General features: G+C 39.9%; 11 protein-coding genes, 1 tRNA gene and 3 pseudogenes. 9 read left to right on the forward strand and 6 right to left on the reverse strand.

The window, feature by feature from the left end; all coding sequences use genetic code 11:
- Positions 1–84: 84 nt before the first annotated feature.
- Together mazG and H6G97_RS25905 are read right to left on the reverse strand one after the other, a co-directional pair.
- Positions 85–912: a nucleoside triphosphate pyrophosphohydrolase gene (gene mazG / locus H6G97_RS25900; RefSeq protein WP_190943476.1), complete on the reverse strand. Its 828-nt coding sequence runs from the start codon at positions 910–912 to the stop codon at positions 85–87.
- Complete coding sequence (locus H6G97_RS25905; RefSeq protein ID WP_190943477.1) at positions 902–1,543, reverse strand: metal-binding protein; 642 nt, start codon at positions 1,541–1,543, stop codon at positions 902–904. The genes mazG and H6G97_RS25905 overlap by 11 nt, the downstream gene beginning before the upstream one ends.
- Positions 1,544–1,656: 113 nt before the next feature.
- On the opposite strand from H6G97_RS25905, the gene H6G97_RS25910 reads away from it, so the two are divergent.
- Positions 1,657–1,729, forward strand: a tRNA-Val gene (locus H6G97_RS25910).
- A gap of 121 nt (positions 1,730–1,850) precedes the next feature.
- On the opposite strand, the gene H6G97_RS25915 is transcribed toward H6G97_RS25910, so the two are convergent.
- From H6G97_RS25915 to H6G97_RS25925, 3 genes are all read right to left on the reverse strand, one after another.
- Complete coding sequence (locus H6G97_RS25915) at positions 1,851–2,159, reverse strand: hypothetical protein (RefSeq protein WP_190943478.1); 309 nt, start codon at positions 2,157–2,159, stop codon at positions 1,851–1,853.
- Between the two features lie 19 nt (positions 2,160–2,178).
- Positions 2,179–2,298 (reverse strand): type I-MYXAN CRISPR-associated protein Cas6/Cmx6, encoded by a 120-nt coding sequence (locus H6G97_RS56070; protein WP_422394218.1) that lies wholly within the window; start codon positions 2,296–2,298, stop codon positions 2,179–2,181.
- 305 nt (positions 2,299–2,603) lie between these two features.
- On the reverse strand, positions 2,604–5,939 hold the full coding sequence (locus H6G97_RS25925; RefSeq protein WP_199349642.1) for a trypsin-like serine protease: 3,336 nt from the start codon (positions 5,937–5,939) through the stop codon (positions 2,604–2,606).
- A 31-nt stretch (positions 5,940–5,970) separates the two neighbouring features.
- On the opposite strand from H6G97_RS25925, the gene H6G97_RS25930 reads away from it, so the two are divergent.
- Positions 5,971–6,303: a hypothetical protein gene (locus tag H6G97_RS25930; RefSeq protein ID WP_190943479.1), complete on the forward strand. Its 333-nt coding sequence runs from the start codon at positions 5,971–5,973 to the stop codon at positions 6,301–6,303.
- A gap of 224 nt (positions 6,304–6,527) precedes the next feature.
- Here H6G97_RS25930 and H6G97_RS25935 read toward each other — a convergent pair.
- A pseudogene (locus H6G97_RS25935) lies at positions 6,528–7,187 on the reverse strand (cupin domain-containing protein).
- Between the two features lie 601 nt (positions 7,188–7,788).
- Between H6G97_RS25935 and H6G97_RS52885 the strand changes: the two are divergent.
- From H6G97_RS52885 to H6G97_RS25965, 7 genes and pseudogenes are all read left to right on the forward strand, one after another.
- A pseudogene (locus tag H6G97_RS52885) lies at positions 7,789–7,875 on the forward strand (short chain dehydrogenase); the annotation flags it as partial.
- Positions 7,876–8,635: 760 nt separating this feature from the next.
- Positions 8,636–8,953 carry a hypothetical protein gene (locus tag H6G97_RS25945; RefSeq protein WP_190943481.1) on the forward strand — a complete coding sequence of 106 codons (318 nt, stop codon included), beginning with the start codon at positions 8,636–8,638 and terminating at the stop codon, positions 8,951–8,953.
- 539 nt (positions 8,954–9,492) lie between these two features.
- Positions 9,493–9,867 (forward strand): annotated as a pseudogene (locus H6G97_RS54865) (CHASE3 domain-containing protein); the annotation flags it as partial.
- 39 nt (positions 9,868–9,906) lie between these two features.
- The gene (locus H6G97_RS25950; RefSeq protein ID WP_277883332.1) at positions 9,907–11,040 is read left to right on the forward strand and encodes a sensor domain-containing diguanylate cyclase; all 1,134 of its coding nucleotides are present in this window, start codon (positions 9,907–9,909) and stop codon (positions 11,038–11,040) included.
- Positions 11,041–11,277: 237 nt separating this feature from the next.
- Positions 11,278–13,743: an EAL domain-containing protein gene (locus tag H6G97_RS25955; protein ID WP_199349644.1), complete on the forward strand. Its 2,466-nt coding sequence runs from the start codon at positions 11,278–11,280 to the stop codon at positions 13,741–13,743.
- Between the two features lie 110 nt (positions 13,744–13,853).
- On the forward strand, positions 13,854–14,036 hold the full coding sequence (locus H6G97_RS52895; RefSeq protein ID WP_190943489.1) for an EAL domain-containing protein: 183 nt from the start codon (positions 13,854–13,856) through the stop codon (positions 14,034–14,036).
- 323 nt (positions 14,037–14,359) lie between these two features.
- Positions 14,360–15,331, forward strand: a complete 972-nt coding sequence (locus H6G97_RS25965) for a hypothetical protein (RefSeq protein ID WP_190943482.1) — start codon at positions 14,360–14,362, stop codon at positions 15,329–15,331.
- The last annotated feature ends 433 nt before the right edge of the window (positions 15,332–15,764 follow it).

The following is a 15,764-nucleotide window of genomic DNA, read 5'->3' on the forward strand; positions in this document are numbered from 1 at the left end:
ATCAATTCAAAATTCAAAATTGAAGAAAAACATTGGGAGAGATGAAGGGACAAGGAAAATAAGCCATGCCCCATGCCCAATTCCCTACTCTCCACTCCCCTCTTTAGCAATTTGAGCTTTTGCCTGTTGCCATAAGTTTTCCAACTCATCCAAACTGTAGTCAGAAAGGGGACGATCAACAACTGTCTCCATTTTTTCTAATCGCTGGACAAATCGTTGATTAGTACCTTGCAAAGCAGTGCTGGGGTCGAGGTTATGCCAACGGGCTAGCTGAATCACCGCAAATAGTAAATCGCCTAATTCTGCTTCTTGTCTTTCGGGTGTTTCCTCAGCTAAAGCCTGTTGAAACTCTCCCAACTCCTCATGAAACTTATCCCAAACGCCCTGAATATTTTCCCATTCAAACCCGATCGCCGCAGCCTTTTGGGAAATCTTCATCGCCGCCGTCAGTGGGGGAAGAGTGCGCCCATAACGAGCAAGTTTAGCACTAAGTTTTTGCGCGTCTGGAGATGCTTCGCCCTTTTCCGCAGCTTTAATCTGTTCCCAATTTTGCCGCACCTCATCCACACTTGCCACCGACACATCACCAAACACATGGGGATGACGGCGAATCAATTTTTGGGAAATCCCCTGAGTTATTTCTTTGAGGGAAAATTGCCCAGATTCGCTAGCGATTTGGGCTTGCAATACCACCTGTAATAATAAATCGCCTAACTCCTCTGCGATCGCATCTTTATTTCCACTCTTAATTGCATCCACCACCTCATAAGCTTCCTCAATCACATAAGGTGTAAGCGTCTGGGCAGTTTGAGCCAAATCCCAAGGACAACCACCATCAGGCGATCGCAATTTTGCTACCACCTCAATTAATTCCTGCAACGCCGCCAAAGTATCAACATTGTCATTTGTCATTTGTCATTTGTCCTTTGTCCTTTGTCGTTCTTCCGTTGCTCTTTCTGCTAACTGTAGCTCGACGACTACCGCGACTTGTAACTTTCCGCTTCTTAATTTTGCCACTAGGAAGCAACCCACGAATGCCCTGTTTTTGAAAGCGCTTGTATGCCGAACCGCCCCAATCACTAAGAGAATGACTCATCGCACCGAGTTCCAACCCTAAGAAAAGGGCGATATATTCAGTATCGTATTGCATGAGCCATCGCCCCACAGTTTGTCCCAAATCTTGCCAAGTAAAACTCAGATTCCATAACCTTTGGGCGATCGTCAAAACGACAATTGCCAAAATAGCAAGCAAACACCCCAGATAAAGTATCCGCAAAATCGTGCCAATAATCGGCCCGTGGGATAAAAAAGAACGATGCCGGAGACTTTTTTGATAAGGTAGCCAAATCCAGCGCAAGAAACCCCAGCGTTGAAATTGCACAGAATAAATATCTAAATCCGGGCCAAACATCAGCCCACCAAAGAGAAACCCGCCTGCAACTAACAAAGTCGCATTGCTACTGTGAGTTTGCCAGAAAGTAACGCCCGCCACGAACGGCAGAGCATACATAGTAATGCGATCGTGCGTCCGACCAGAGGGCATCCTAAATCCTGAGTTAACTGAATACTGAGTCAGTATAAGAGAAAAAAAGATTTTCTTGAAACTACTAGCGCAATGCCAAATGTTTTGCTATATTAGTTAAGGATTAGTCAAACGGGCGGTTAGCTCAGTTGGTAGAGCGCCTGCCTTACAAGCAGGATGTCATCAGTTCGAGTCTGGTACTGCCCATTAATAATGTACATTCGCAGATTAAATGTCGGTGTGTGACTTTACCCATAACTTTGGCGCAACGGCAAGCTTATGCTTCCAATAAAGGGTGGCAAGGTTATGGTTCCAGTTGGGTAAGCTGTTATAGTTTTACATATAACAGCTTACCCAAATCACGCCGTGCATCATTAAAAGCAGCGCGGACTTGTTTATATCTAAAACACCCCGGATTTGGCATTAATTCACAAACGCGACCTTCTGTGGGATACACACCCTGAGCATTAAGGCTAAGGACAATCTCTCTAACTTCGCTGCAAAATTTTTCTATGCTTTTGAGACGGCAAGCTTTATTGTAATTACGACATTTAGCAGAAATAGCACTACACAAATCTGGAAAGTGTCTAGAAATAGTTCTATTGTGATGACCTAAACGCTTTGCAACTTCTTCCATTGTTGGTGGTGGTTCTTCATTACCTGCAAATATTGCTAATAATGCCCTGTTCTTGCAAGGTTAGGGAATCTTCTGGGTTGAGTTCACTGATTTTTACGCCAAATCCTCTAACTTTAAACTGTTTCCCTTCTTTATTGATGGTTAATTGCCTTCACTGAGGTGTTCCATCTTGTCGAGTGAGGAGTTCAATTTTTCGTTGTATTCCTAAGTACAGAATTTCCTTAATTCATAGCGAGTTAAATTTGGCAATACCCTGCAATGACAATGAATGCGTCGACCGCTTTGTTAATGCGCGGCTTGCATTGGCAATGCAAGACTTTGGACGTATCTTAGCGCCATTCCATCAATATCCTCTTGTGCAAAATTGTCCTCATTATCATTTGCATGAACTTTTTTGGGTGGTTTTCCCACAAAGTCAACACCCTAGCAGAGTGCTAACTCCGATTAAACAACCACAAAATTCTTTTCGGTTAGTGACAATCCAGTAGATAATTGTGCAAATTGTACCTGAGTAAACCCAGACGCACTGCCATCAAGATCAAAGAACAATCCACCTGTAGCGCTGTTGTAGATAAATCGCTGAGTACTAGTAGTTGCAGATGCTCCGATAGTAAACTGAAACTGACTTGTCTGAAGTGAACTGATTGATAACCCGCGACCAAAGCCAGCAGCCGATACCTGAATCAGTTCATCAATCGCGTTAAAGTCATAAATCTTATCAACGCCTTTATTGAAACTATTGAAAGCAAAGGTATCAGTACCAGCTCCTCCAATTAGGGTATCATTACCGTTGCCACCTGTGAGAATATCATTGCCATTGCTCCCTACAATCAAGTCATCGAATTGTGTACCTAAGATGTCTAATCGTTCGATATTATTGTAGCTAACAATATTCGTGCCCACTGTAATTGAGCCAATGTTAGTAGTAGTATTGAATGTCGAAGTGATTCCCTCGGCAAGGTTATTGTTGATATAAGTGGCATTATAAGACAACAAATCTTCACCATAGCCTCCATTGATCGTGTCCCTGCCACTAGCGCTCACATATATCGTATCGTTGCTATCACCCCCATCTAAAAGATTATCGCCTGTTGAATCGTTAGCATTTAAGGTATCGTTACCAACGCCACCAATGAGTGTGTTATTCCCTAAAGCAGGATTGTATGAGATGTCGCTTGATGAGGCACCGATCGAAAGATAATCATTACCAATGCCACCAATGAGTATGTTATTGCCTGTTGAATAGTTAGCATTCAAGGTATCATTGCCTCCGCCACCATCGAATACATTATTGCCTGTTGAATAGTTAGCACTCAAAATATCGTTACCAACGCCACCACCGACTAGATTATTACCTGTCGAATAGTTAGCATTCAAAATATCGTTACCAACGCCATCACTGAGTAGATTATTACCTGTTGAATAGTTAGCATTCAAGCTATCGTTGCCAACGCCACCATTGAGTAGGTTATTACCTGTTGAATAGTTAGCATTCAAAATATCGTTGCCAACGCCACCATTGAGTGTGTTGCTACCATTGAGTATGTTGTTATTTAAGTCACGGATCAACGAAAGATAATCATTGCCTTCGCCACCATCGAGTAGATTATTGCCTGTTGAATTGTTAGCACTCAAGCTATCGTTGCCAACGCCACCATTGAGTAGGTTATTACCTGTTGAATAGTTAGCATTCAAGCTATCGTTACCATCGCCACCATTGAGTAGGTTATTACCTGTTGAATAGTTAGCATTCAAGGTATCGTTACCAAGGCCACCAATGAGAGTATTATTCCCCGCGCCACCACGCAGCAGGTCATTGCCACTTAAGCCATCAAGGGAGTCATTCCCGCCCTGACCATTGATCACATCATCTGAGTTGTCAAAGCCGTTTACATAGTTATCCAGGTCGTTAAAAAAGGTAACTGTGTTCTTGCCGAACAGGTTGTTTTGGGTGGAGTTAGCATTGACGACATCAAAGCTGTCACTGATGCTAGTTTCCTTATCAAACTGAATATTGCCCAAGTTGACAGTCGCTCCAATAGATTTGCTGAGGTTATCCAGCTTTTCCAAGGCAAAGTTTTGCAAAATGACTTTAGCACCAGACACATCTTCAAAGGTAATTTCTAGATTGCTGCCGTTCTGGGTGAGCAGCAGATTTTTAGCACTCAAGCCTTCACCATGAAATTTGATGGTATCCACTTCGGCAATCACTGCTGCTGTCGGGTTTGTTCCTTTACCGACGCCACTGAAATCAGTGATAGTATCAATATCGTTATTGTCATTGTAGTAGCTGTAAACAAACTGATCCTTGCCACCACCACCAGTCAAAGTGTCGTTGCCCTGGGAGCCTGTAATGGTATCGTTGCCCTGGGAGCCTGTAATGGTATTGGTATCGTTGCCTGCAAGCCCCTTAATTGTGCCTGTGTCATCCAAAAATGAAAAACTTGTAATGTTATCAATACGCTCAGAAGGGGTATCAATAGTAAAAACACCAGATCCAGTTCCTCCTGTAATAGTATCGTTGTCTACAAGTCCCTCAATTGTGTCTGTGTCATCTAAAAATGAAAAACTTGTAATGTTATCAATACGCTCAGAAGGGGTATCAATAGTAAAAACACCAGATCCAGTTTCTCCCGTAATAGTATCGTTGTCTACAGTGAGCAAAGAGCTAAATACCTTTTGATTGCTGTCTGGACTGTCATCAAACTCTTGGATTGAATTAGTTGGATCTAGATATGAAACAACAGAGTAATTGCCAATCGGGATATCGCGAAACGCACCACTCCAAGTCGCTGTTCCCAAATTGAATGGGTCAATCGAAGAAACAGTTGTATTACCAATTAGGTAATGAGAACCAATACTATTAGTAACATCGGCATCAGTGGAAGCGTAAAAAGAAACGGAAAAAGTGCCTGTCGCGGCTGTACCATTGTTGCGAGGATAAACTGTGATGCTGAAATTTTCTCCATGTTTGATAATATTCTGACTAAAACTTTTAATAGTTGTGTTAAACCACGTATCATAATCTACTAAATCAGCTTTGTCAGTGGGTTTGCGCGTCGTATTGTCTGTGTTGATCGAGTTTTTAATATCGTTATACCTAGTGCTTGTAATTCGGGTGAACCCACTAGATTTGTATGGGGTAGGATTGATCTGCGTTGTTGAAGTTACTCCATAAATAGTCGGTTCATTTGTGTTGGGCTTATAAGTCCAGAGAGGACCTCCACTGCTTCCGGGAGCAACATCTAGGTCTGTACTATACGCCCTCAAGTTAGTTGTACTGGTAATTTTTCCACTCTGAGTCCACATATCATAGTTGTCATACCGTTGATCACCGTTGGAATCAAACTTATCACTAGGATATCCAGTGACATTCATTAAAGTTCCACTGCTGAGATTATTGTCATATCCATAGTCAAACCAGCCAGTGAAGTTTCCAATATTACGGTCAAGAGTAACCAGTCCTAGATCATAATCAAAATTTAGAACAGTTTTGGGTTTAGTCTGATCGCCATCAGTCCATGCCTTATAAGAACGTATATGAACCGATTTGGCTTCACCATAGTACTCGTAGTCAGCCCGGTTTGCACCATAAATGATATTTCCTTTAGAACCAAGCATCACCTCAATCTTATCTGCCCATCCCCCATACTTTGTTTGATATACACAATGACCTGCTGTTAAAAAGTGGTAGGGAGAAATCATGGCACCAGAAGCATTGCTGATAATATCATCAGCAGTATCAATAACCCCATCTGGGCCTTTCCAATGGATTCTCATCTGTCCTACAGCACTAAACGGAAAACTTTTCGTGTCGCTAACCTTTGTCCGACCATCAGGGGAGAAAACAGACATAGTTTTAGATCCTTATATTCTTAAAAAATCACCTTTTGGAGACAATACCTTTGCCAAAAAAAGAGGTGGTCTAAGTTTTACCGAAACAGCCCAAGAAGCACATACCTTATTATTAGGCATTCCTGTCAAAACCAGCCCAGAGCGGCAATACAGGGTAAATTCCATTCACCAAAACCATACAGGATTTTATTGGCTCAGTTTTTTGCCTGAAGATTTTTTCCATGTCTTCAAATACTTAAGTATGATGTTAGAACTATCATATCAACCTCTTCAAAGAAAGCACTTGTGACTAAAGTCACAAGTTTGACCATGAAGGGTGATAACCAGATTTGAAAATGAAAGTAATAACTGTAGCGAACTGCAAACATAAACGCTTTAAACCGCAAACAAGGCGATTTTGAAACCACATTAAGGGTCTTGTCAGCTTTTGATGATGATGGAAAGTCACGCGTTTTAAGGTAGAAGGCAGAAGTTGGAAGGAGGAAAGATATAATTAAAGTACTTCAACTGGCATTAGTCAGCAATCCTTCCTTCACTAACTGCCGCGCTAGAATCAACATTTTGCTTTAAGAACTTTACACAATTGTTACTTTTTAAAAAGCCAATTGGCAGATATTTTCTCAAAGAAATATTTTGTTCACTAGCTAATATCAACGCAGTAGAAAGTAAATCGATCCATCTGTAAACATTGATACCTACAGTCAGATGAAGAGAAGAGGATTCAGAGGTTAAGGCCTCGTGAACATAGCCAGAAGGAATATACAAAAGATCGCCAGCATTTAGAATAACCTCTTGTATTGGCTTCGGGAGCTTTTCTTCTGGTAATTGTTGCTGGTTCATTCGTAAAAGTATGAGTTGAAAAGTATCATATATGCGCCAATGTTTAGAGCCTTAAATTTGTAAAATTAAAACTTCGTGAGTGTCAAAATGTGGAGTAAAATCTTGTGAATTACTTGGTGTCATATACATATTAATATGAACACGATGATTGAAAAAAGTTTCTAAGCTTCTATAAAAATCAGCCAGCAGTTTCCAGCGATGTTGAAGACCGCGCAAGATGACTGTACTTCCTTTATTATACTCAGCATAAATTTCATGAATATTATGTACTCCAGAATTTTCTTGAACTGAGTTAATTGGTACTGATTTTCCATTATTAAAAATTTTCTCCACTAAAAATAATTTAGAAGTACAGCTTTTTATTGCATTAATCCTAGTTGATATTCAAACCTGTAGGTGCTGCTGTACCAACGGAAACAGCCTGTAAATCGGCTTCGGTTAATTCCTGTGTATTTGAGTTCACTGGCAGAACTAAAGCCAGAGAAGTTGAAATTTATTGAAAAACTGTTATTTCAATATCATCAGGAATATTGATACCTTATTTTGCAAGAGCAGACTTAGAATTATTGAATAATTCTTACTTATATGAAGGATCTTGAGAAGCACGCTCTGAAATTTTTTGTTTGATTCCTTGCTTGTTCATTGTTGGTTATCTTGATTTTTTTACCTTGTAACTTAAACAATAAAAGGTATAAGATATAATTACAATACATAATTTTTATGTTACAATAACTTTTTTTTAGGTGCTACTAAGTAACTAAATAATGTATATCTTGCTATGAAGCAAACTGGCCTTTTTTTAGATAAATTCAACTGATACTTTTAAACTAGCGATTTTTATGCAACCATCATTATTAATCTATATCTGCTTATTAATTATGAATAATCGCACCTTGTCATAAAAAAGCACTGCCATATATGAAAAAGCATGCCTATGGTTGATAAATTGGTTGGAAAATTTGCACTTATCACTGGAGCAGCATCGGGGATTGGTAAGGCAACAGCTCTTGCATTTGCACAATAGGGAGCAAAAGTGGTAGTTGCTGATCGACCTGACTTTCCACATCCCGTGAAAAGTCAGGCCCAATTCCTATTTTGAAAATGCAAAACCCGAGAAGTATTGCATACTAACCATCTAAAAATAAATTACTTTGTGATCGCACAAAAACTTACCGCTTATATCGCGTGGAGCATTAGTAGCCAACCAGATTGCAGTGTCGGCTCCTTGTTCTGGCAAACGGGGTGCTGATGACCCACCCTGGACAAATAGAATTGACAAAGCTCAAATTTGCGGATGCCGTCTGTAATACGCTGGCTTATGCTGAGTTCGTTCTCTTTCTAATGCCAACTTCAAGATTATTCGTTTTTTGCGTAAAGCACGAAACTTGAGGTGAATAGTATTATATAACGGTATTTACTATAGATAAACCGGGGACGACATTAATTGTCTCCTATATAATTTACTTCTATCAAAAACTGCTCTGGCTTACATCTAGGGCAGTTTTATATTGTACAGTAGAAGCCAGATTCACAAAAAACCCGACAAGTATTGGAACCTATCCCACTAATGATATCTGTGCTACAAAGCTTAAGTTTATTGAGAACAAAAAACCAAAAATTAAAGTTTCAGGCACATTTACGAAAAGAAATAGGGATTTTTAGAATAGTGGGCTAGGTTCATGAAAAGATAGTTAGATAAGGAAAGCGCTGAGTTAGCAGCGCAGTTAGGAAATTGGTAGGTTTATACAATAGTGCTATTATGGGGCAACTAACTGTATAGATTGATCAAAAATCAGGAGTTAACAGTAGTAGTTTCCATTGCTGTTAACTCCTCAATTCATGGCACTTATCAAGAATATCAACTCTTTCTTGGCACACGAGCAACAGGGGAGTATCAAAGCCCGTCCGATACATTTGATTTGCAATTGTGCCCGAATCTTGGGGACGTATATGCTGAAGCTGAACTTGAGTACGAGCATCGGTTAGGGAGACTGCTTTCACTCCTATACCAGCCGTGTTTCGAGTTTATTCGTTATGTAGCGTGGATCATGGTTGTGACGGCTGGTATCTTTTTTCAATGCTTGTGCCTACTTAGTTGATTTTAGGCTTATTGTACACGAGAAATTTTATATGTTAATAATTGCCATTGGCGTGACTATTTTGATTCTCTTGGCTTTCCCCGTAAGGCAGAAATTCGCAGTATCGATTCTTGGTGCAATCCTCATGTTTATTACTCGGAAAACTTTCGCTTGCATTAATTAGAACAGGCTTGGGATTTACTTGATGCCAAAATATATTTGATCTGGTTCAGCAGCGCGCAGAAAAAAGGTTTCCCCCATGAGCGACTGCACGCAGGGGCTGGGCATTTTATTACCTGTAGGTGCCTTAAATATTTTTACGCAAGCAATTCGGGATTCGGTTACACAATTTCATCAATAAGTTATATTTGATAATCTTTTTCAGAGGCTATACTCAATAGTGCTGTTTAAAACCTCTAATTAACTTGATACATTGGTCAATCGAACGCAAAATTAGCAGTGGTTTCACTGTTGCTCTACTGCTTTTAGCCTGTATAGGTGGACTAGCTTGCTGGAGTACAAAAGAGTTAATTAGTACCGCAGCTTGAGTTGAACATTCTCATGAAGTTCTTAAAAATTTGGAAGCTTTGCAGTCTCAACTATCAAGTGCAGAGTCCCAGCAGCGGGGTTTTCTGATTACAGATAACCAGCAATACTTGGATGCTTACTACCTAAATGCCAGTACCCTAAACGAGCAAGTCAACATTATTCGTGAGTTAACAGGCGACAACCCTGTTCAACAGCAACACATTCAAGCTTTAGAGCCATTACTAAAAAAGCGATTAACGCTGTTGCAACAAGCGCTTAATATTCGGCGGCTCAAAGGATTTGAATTAGCACAGCAATTCATTGAGCAAGATGTTGGTCGAAGCGCAAACGACGACATCGGACAAATTATTAATGCTATGGTTGCCGAAGAGAATCGCTTACTCCAAATCCGCTCTGATAGAGCAAAGTTTACTGCCAACTTCACCATGCTTGTTGTCGGTTCTGGTGGAATTTTATCATTTGGCTTAATCCCTTTAGCTGGAACTGGGATTAATCGTCATATTAAACGGCAAAAGCAGGTTGAAGCTGACCTTGTTAACAGTGAAAAAAAGCTCAAACTTTGGGTGGATGAACTCGAAGAACGCAATAATGAAATTTCTCAATTAGCTGAACTTAGCGATGTTTTGCAAGCCTGTTTCACCCTAGAGGAAGCTTACATAGCTTTGCCAGAACTGGTGAGTCCCTTATTCCCCAATACTAGCGGTGGTGTGTTTCTTATAAGTGAATCAAAAACATTAGTAGAACCCGTAGCAACATGGAAAGATGACTACGCCTACTTGAATCTATTTACACCAACCGAGTGTTGGGCATTAAGACGCGGACGACCCTACTTTTTGAAGGATTCTCAAAGCCCCTTACACTGCCAGCATCTTCACCCACCTTTAAAAGGGCAAACCCTCTGTGTTCCCATGATGGCACAAGGTGAAGCATTAGGCATTCTGCAACTGATTGCTTTTGAGACTGGACAACTGACTTCAACCAAACAACTTCTAGCCAATACTGTTGCTGAATACATTGCGATTACACTGGCAAATCTCAAACTGCGAGAAACTCTTAAAAACCAAAGTATTCGTGACCCTCTGACTAGTTTATTTAATCGACGCTACATGGAAGAGTCCTTAGAAAGAGAAGTCAAAAGAGCCGAGCGTAAGGAACAATCGCTTGGTTTGATTATGTTAGATGTAGACCACTTTAAGCGATTTAATGATACTTATGGACACGTTGCCGGAGATATTGTATTGCGAGAACTGGGGCAATTGTTCAAGAGCATGATTCGCGGCTCTGACATTGCTTGTCGCTACGGTGGGGAGGAATTCATGCTACTTCTTCCAGAGGCTTCATTGCAAATCACTCAACTAAGAGCAGAGCAAATACGAATTGGAGCCAAACATCTCAATCTACAACATCACCGTCAACCACTTGGCGCTGTTTCCCTTTCATTAGGAGTTGCCAGCTTTCCTCGACATGGTAATACTACTGAAACTCTAATCCGAGCCGCTGATGCTGCACTAACCCTAGCTAAAGCTACTGGACGGGATCTGGTTGCAGTTGCAGAGTAATTAATTTCTGAGCGAACAATTTGCAGTATCAATATTCAAGAAAGCGATTTGAGGTATAAGTATAAGTATAATTAGTAACTAATTTAACCGTATATTCTCGATATAGATTTAAGGGCAATAATCTATATTTTCATATTCTTCAGTAGATTTTCGGACGGAAAATTGACTTTAAACTGTTAAGTATAAATACAGAACTTATATATTTTAATTGCCAGTTGATTAGATTCAAAGGAAAAAATGAACTTAACTACTTACAAAAGAAATACAGCCAGTTTTGTAATAGTAGTAGGAATTATGACTGGCATTGGTATAATCTCCTCTCGAAATCTGCTGGAATATAAAAAAAATATTCGATGGGTAACACACACATACACAGTCATTAAAAACACAAAAGAAGTAATTTTACAAATTAATAATGCAGAGACTGGACAAAGAGGTTATCTGATTACAGGTAAAGGGCAATATCTCCAACCGTATGATATTGCAACTGACAATATTCCCAAAACACTTCAAGTTTTACGTCAATTGACAAGAGATAACCCTAATCAACAGCGACGTCTTTCTATCTTTGAATCTTTAATTGCTAAAAAACTGGATTTGCTTAAAATAACGGTGAGTTTTGCAACAAATAAGAATTTACCCTTGGCGTTACAGAGATTCGAGAGTAAGGAAAGTCAAAAGCTTTTGCAAGACATTCAAATGCTTGCTAAAGATATAGAAAGTGAAGAAAATCATTTGTTGAAACAGCGAACAATAGAAATGAATATCAGTGCTGCTAACACAAATGCATTTACTATTTTTGCCAGCATTATAGCTTCTGTTTTAGTCGGTTTAGCCACGTTGTTCACTAACCAAGAATTAGCCAAACGTAAGCGGGTCGAGAACTCTCTCCAGCAGGCTAGTGAACATCTAGAAACTACGGTTAGGCAACGCACAGATGAACTTATAAAAACTAACCAACAATTGCAAACTGAAATTTATCAGCATGAACACACTCTCAAGGCATTATCACTTCGAGAAAAGGAATTTAAGGCACTAGTTGAGAATGCACCTGACATTATTGCTAGGTTTAATACTCAATTACAATACGTTTATGTTAATCCAGCTTTTCAAAAGCTTACAAACATCTTACCACAAACTTTTATCGGTAAAGCTAATAGACAGTTGAATTTACCAGAAGAATTTTCTCGAATATGGGAATATAAAATTCAGTCTGTTATTCAAACTAAGCAAGAGAACGAGTTTGAATGCAGTTTTCCCACTACCTCAAGTATAGAATACTACCATACTCGCTTACTGCCTGAGTTTGCTGCCGATGGTTCAGTAGAATTTGTTATGAGTATTGCTCGTAATATTACTGCTCTAAAACTTGCACAGGCACAATTAATCCATGATGCTTTCCATGATTCTCTAACCGGACTGCCTAACCGTGCTTTATTTATGGAACGTTTGGAACGTGCTATTGCGCTCACAAAACGACGTACAAATTATAAGTTCGCTGTTTTTTTCCTTGATGTAGATCGCTTTAAAGTTGTCAACGATAGTCTCGGCCACACAATTGGCGACCAATTACTGAATGCGATCGCACGAAGACTAGAAACCTGCTTACGCTCTCAAGACACAGTTGCTCGTATTGGAGGAGACGAGTTCACAATCTTGCTTAATGATTTTAAAAACTTGAATGACATAACGTTCGTAGTTGAAAGAATAAATGCAGTTATCACATCTGCCTTTAATCTCAATGGACGTGACGTATTTACTAACGTCAGCATTGGTATAGCCCTTAGTAAAAGTAGTTACAATCTGCCTGAAGAAATCCTACGTGATGCTGATATTGCTATGTATCGTGCTAAGGCATTGGGAAAAGCACGCTACGAGCTATTTGACTCAACCATGTACGCCCAAGCTACAGAGCTAATGCAGTTAGAGATGGATTTACGACACGCAATTGAACACCAGGAGTTTATAATTCATTATCAACCGATTATTTTATTAGAAACTTACAAAGTAATTGGCTTCGAGGCTCTAGTACGTTGGCAGCACCCGCAACAGGGATTTGTTTCTCCAGAGAAGTTTATTCCCATAGCTGAAGAGACTGGGCTGATTGTCCCTATTGGCTACTGGGTAATGCGTGAAGCTTGCCGTCAACTGCGTGCTTGGCAGGAGCAATTTCCTACTAACCCACCCTTGACAATTAGTGTCAACATTTCCACTAAACAGTTTTCACAACCTGATCTAATTGAACAAATTCACCAAATCTTGCAAGAGACTGGAGTTGAAGGCAGAAGTTTGAAACTGGAGATTACTGAAAGCGCAATTATGGAAAATACCGAATCTGCTACTGCTATGCTTTTACACTTGCAACAGATGAATGTCCAGTTACACCTAGATGATTTTGGCACAGGCTATTCATCTTTGAGTTACCTACACCGCTTCCCCACTAATGCCTTAAAGATCGATCGTTCTTTTGTAATGAACATTGGTGTTAATGGAGAAAACTTGGAGATTGTTCAAGCAATCATTACTCTGGCACACAGTCTTAATATAGATGTGGTTGCAGAGGGTGTAGAAACTGTTGAGCAACTCGCACAGCTTGCAGTTTACAAATGCAAATATGCACAAGGATATTTTTTCTCCAAACCCTTGAATAGCAAATTAGCCAGCACCTTAATCGCATCTGGGCTGAACTTTGAGTCGAACTAAATTGCAACAAAATGGTTAATTAAGCTAATGAGCATTTAAGTTGTATAACACCAGGGCTGAAGCCCTTACTACAAGCGAATCAGTCTGGAAAAATGAATGACGATTAGCTTATTAATGGCTTTGAGCCTCTATTAAGTTGGCAACACCCGCAACAGCGGTTTGTTTTTCCAGAGAAGTTTATTCCCATAGCTGAAGAAACTGGGTTGATTGCCCCTATTGGTTACTGGTTACTGCATAAGGCTTGTCGTCAGCTTAAACTAAATTTGATTTACAACAGCTTTCAAACGCCTTAAGCGCTGATTCTGTTCTGACCACTTTTTACTAAGCATCTTTAACGATTTTTATCTCTGAGGGCGATAAAAGCTCATCCCCTTGGCCAGAAGCTATAATTTTAGCTGCTATAACCGCTTTTTCATACTCCACACCGTACTTATCCCTCTTCTAAGAAACAGAAATGTTTCTTTACATCCATTGGGAATGCGATCGCTTTCCTCGGACGCTTTTGTCACTTTCGGCTTTTCACACCACACCCTTTTTGCAAAATTGGGATGCTCCCGAGGATACTTGAAGATAGAAGCCGAACCTTTTTATCTTTTCTAAAAAACTATTAGTATTTATGTTCACTGCTGAGTTAGATCGCCATCTTATCAAGGTGCTAAAAAACGCTTCTAAGCTATTTAGTATATTTGTTACCTTGATAGGTTGTCTTGTTCTGATAGGTTGGTATTTTGATATTCAAATTCTCAAAAGCGTATTGCCACCGTGGGCGACGATGAAACCTAATACTGCCTTATGTTTTGTATTATCTGGTTTAGCATTAAATTTTTTGAGGTCAAAACAAAAATTAAAGCGTCGAGTAGCTCAGGGTTTGGCGTTGGCAATTACCACAGTAGGATTACTCACTCTGAGCCAATACTTATTTGGGTGGAATTTAGGAATTGATCAACTATTGTTTAAAGAACCACTAGAAGCGCTCCACACTTATAGCCCTGGACGGATGTCAGCGATAATAGCTACGAACTTTAGCTTAATGGGTTTTGCTTTATGGCTTGCTGCTGACCGAAGCATCTATTATCGACCAGTGCAAATATTTGCACTGATTACTGCCCTGACAAACCTACAAGTTTTAATTGGCTATTTTTATGGAGTTGAACCGATATTTGGGTCGTCATCGTTTACCTATACTGCCATTCACAGCGCAATTGGGTTTGTCTTACTCTCGTTTGGTATCTTATTTGCGTTTCCTACTAAGGGTTTGATGAATCTGATAGTTAGTAATAGTGCAGGAGGAATGACTGCTAGAGTGTTACTTCCGGCAGCACTTGCTATTCCTTTAAGCTTAGGGTGGCTGCGCGTGTATGGAGAAAATCAAGGATGGTTCGATCATGCTTTTGGCTTGAGCTTCCATGTAATGGGCAATGTAGCTGCCTTTACAGGATTAATTTGGTACTGTACAAAAGGTTTAATACGCTTAGATGTCAAGCGCAAACATGCAGAGGATGCCTTAAAAACAGCTTATGCTGAACTAGAACTAAAGGTACAGGAACGCACTGGTCGATATGCTTTTTTATACCGCAGACATGACTGATTTTGACATCGACGAATTTTTGCTGTAGTTCTACTACCCCATTTAGCGTTCTTATATGTCGAGGATTATTGTATTCATTCCACATTGCTTGACCGCACGAAGGGCATTTTTTTTGAACACAATCGAGTACTTCAAACGATGTTGCCTCTGGTTTTAAACTTTTTCTTGCCAAGTTTTTGCACCATTATTTCGCTACAAGGTCAAGATTACAGGATTTCCGCTCTTCTCTAGTAAGTTTTGCCACGCTAGGAAATATTTGGCAAGAGATGCCCACCCAACAGTTGCGATAGCGAAGCGCTGCTGCGAAGCGCAGATCGTAAATGAATATTGTGCAGAGTATAAAGACTTATTTAAAGAAGTAAGGAATTATGAGTGCTTCAAATATTTACACATGGGGATAATATCAACGATAAAACGAAAATCGTTACCAGAG

Origin of the sequence: Nostoc flagelliforme FACHB-838 (genome assembly GCF_014698065.1) — a bacterium.
Classification (GTDB): domain Bacteria; phylum Cyanobacteriota; class Cyanobacteriia; order Cyanobacteriales; family Nostocaceae; genus Nostoc; species Nostoc flagelliforme_B.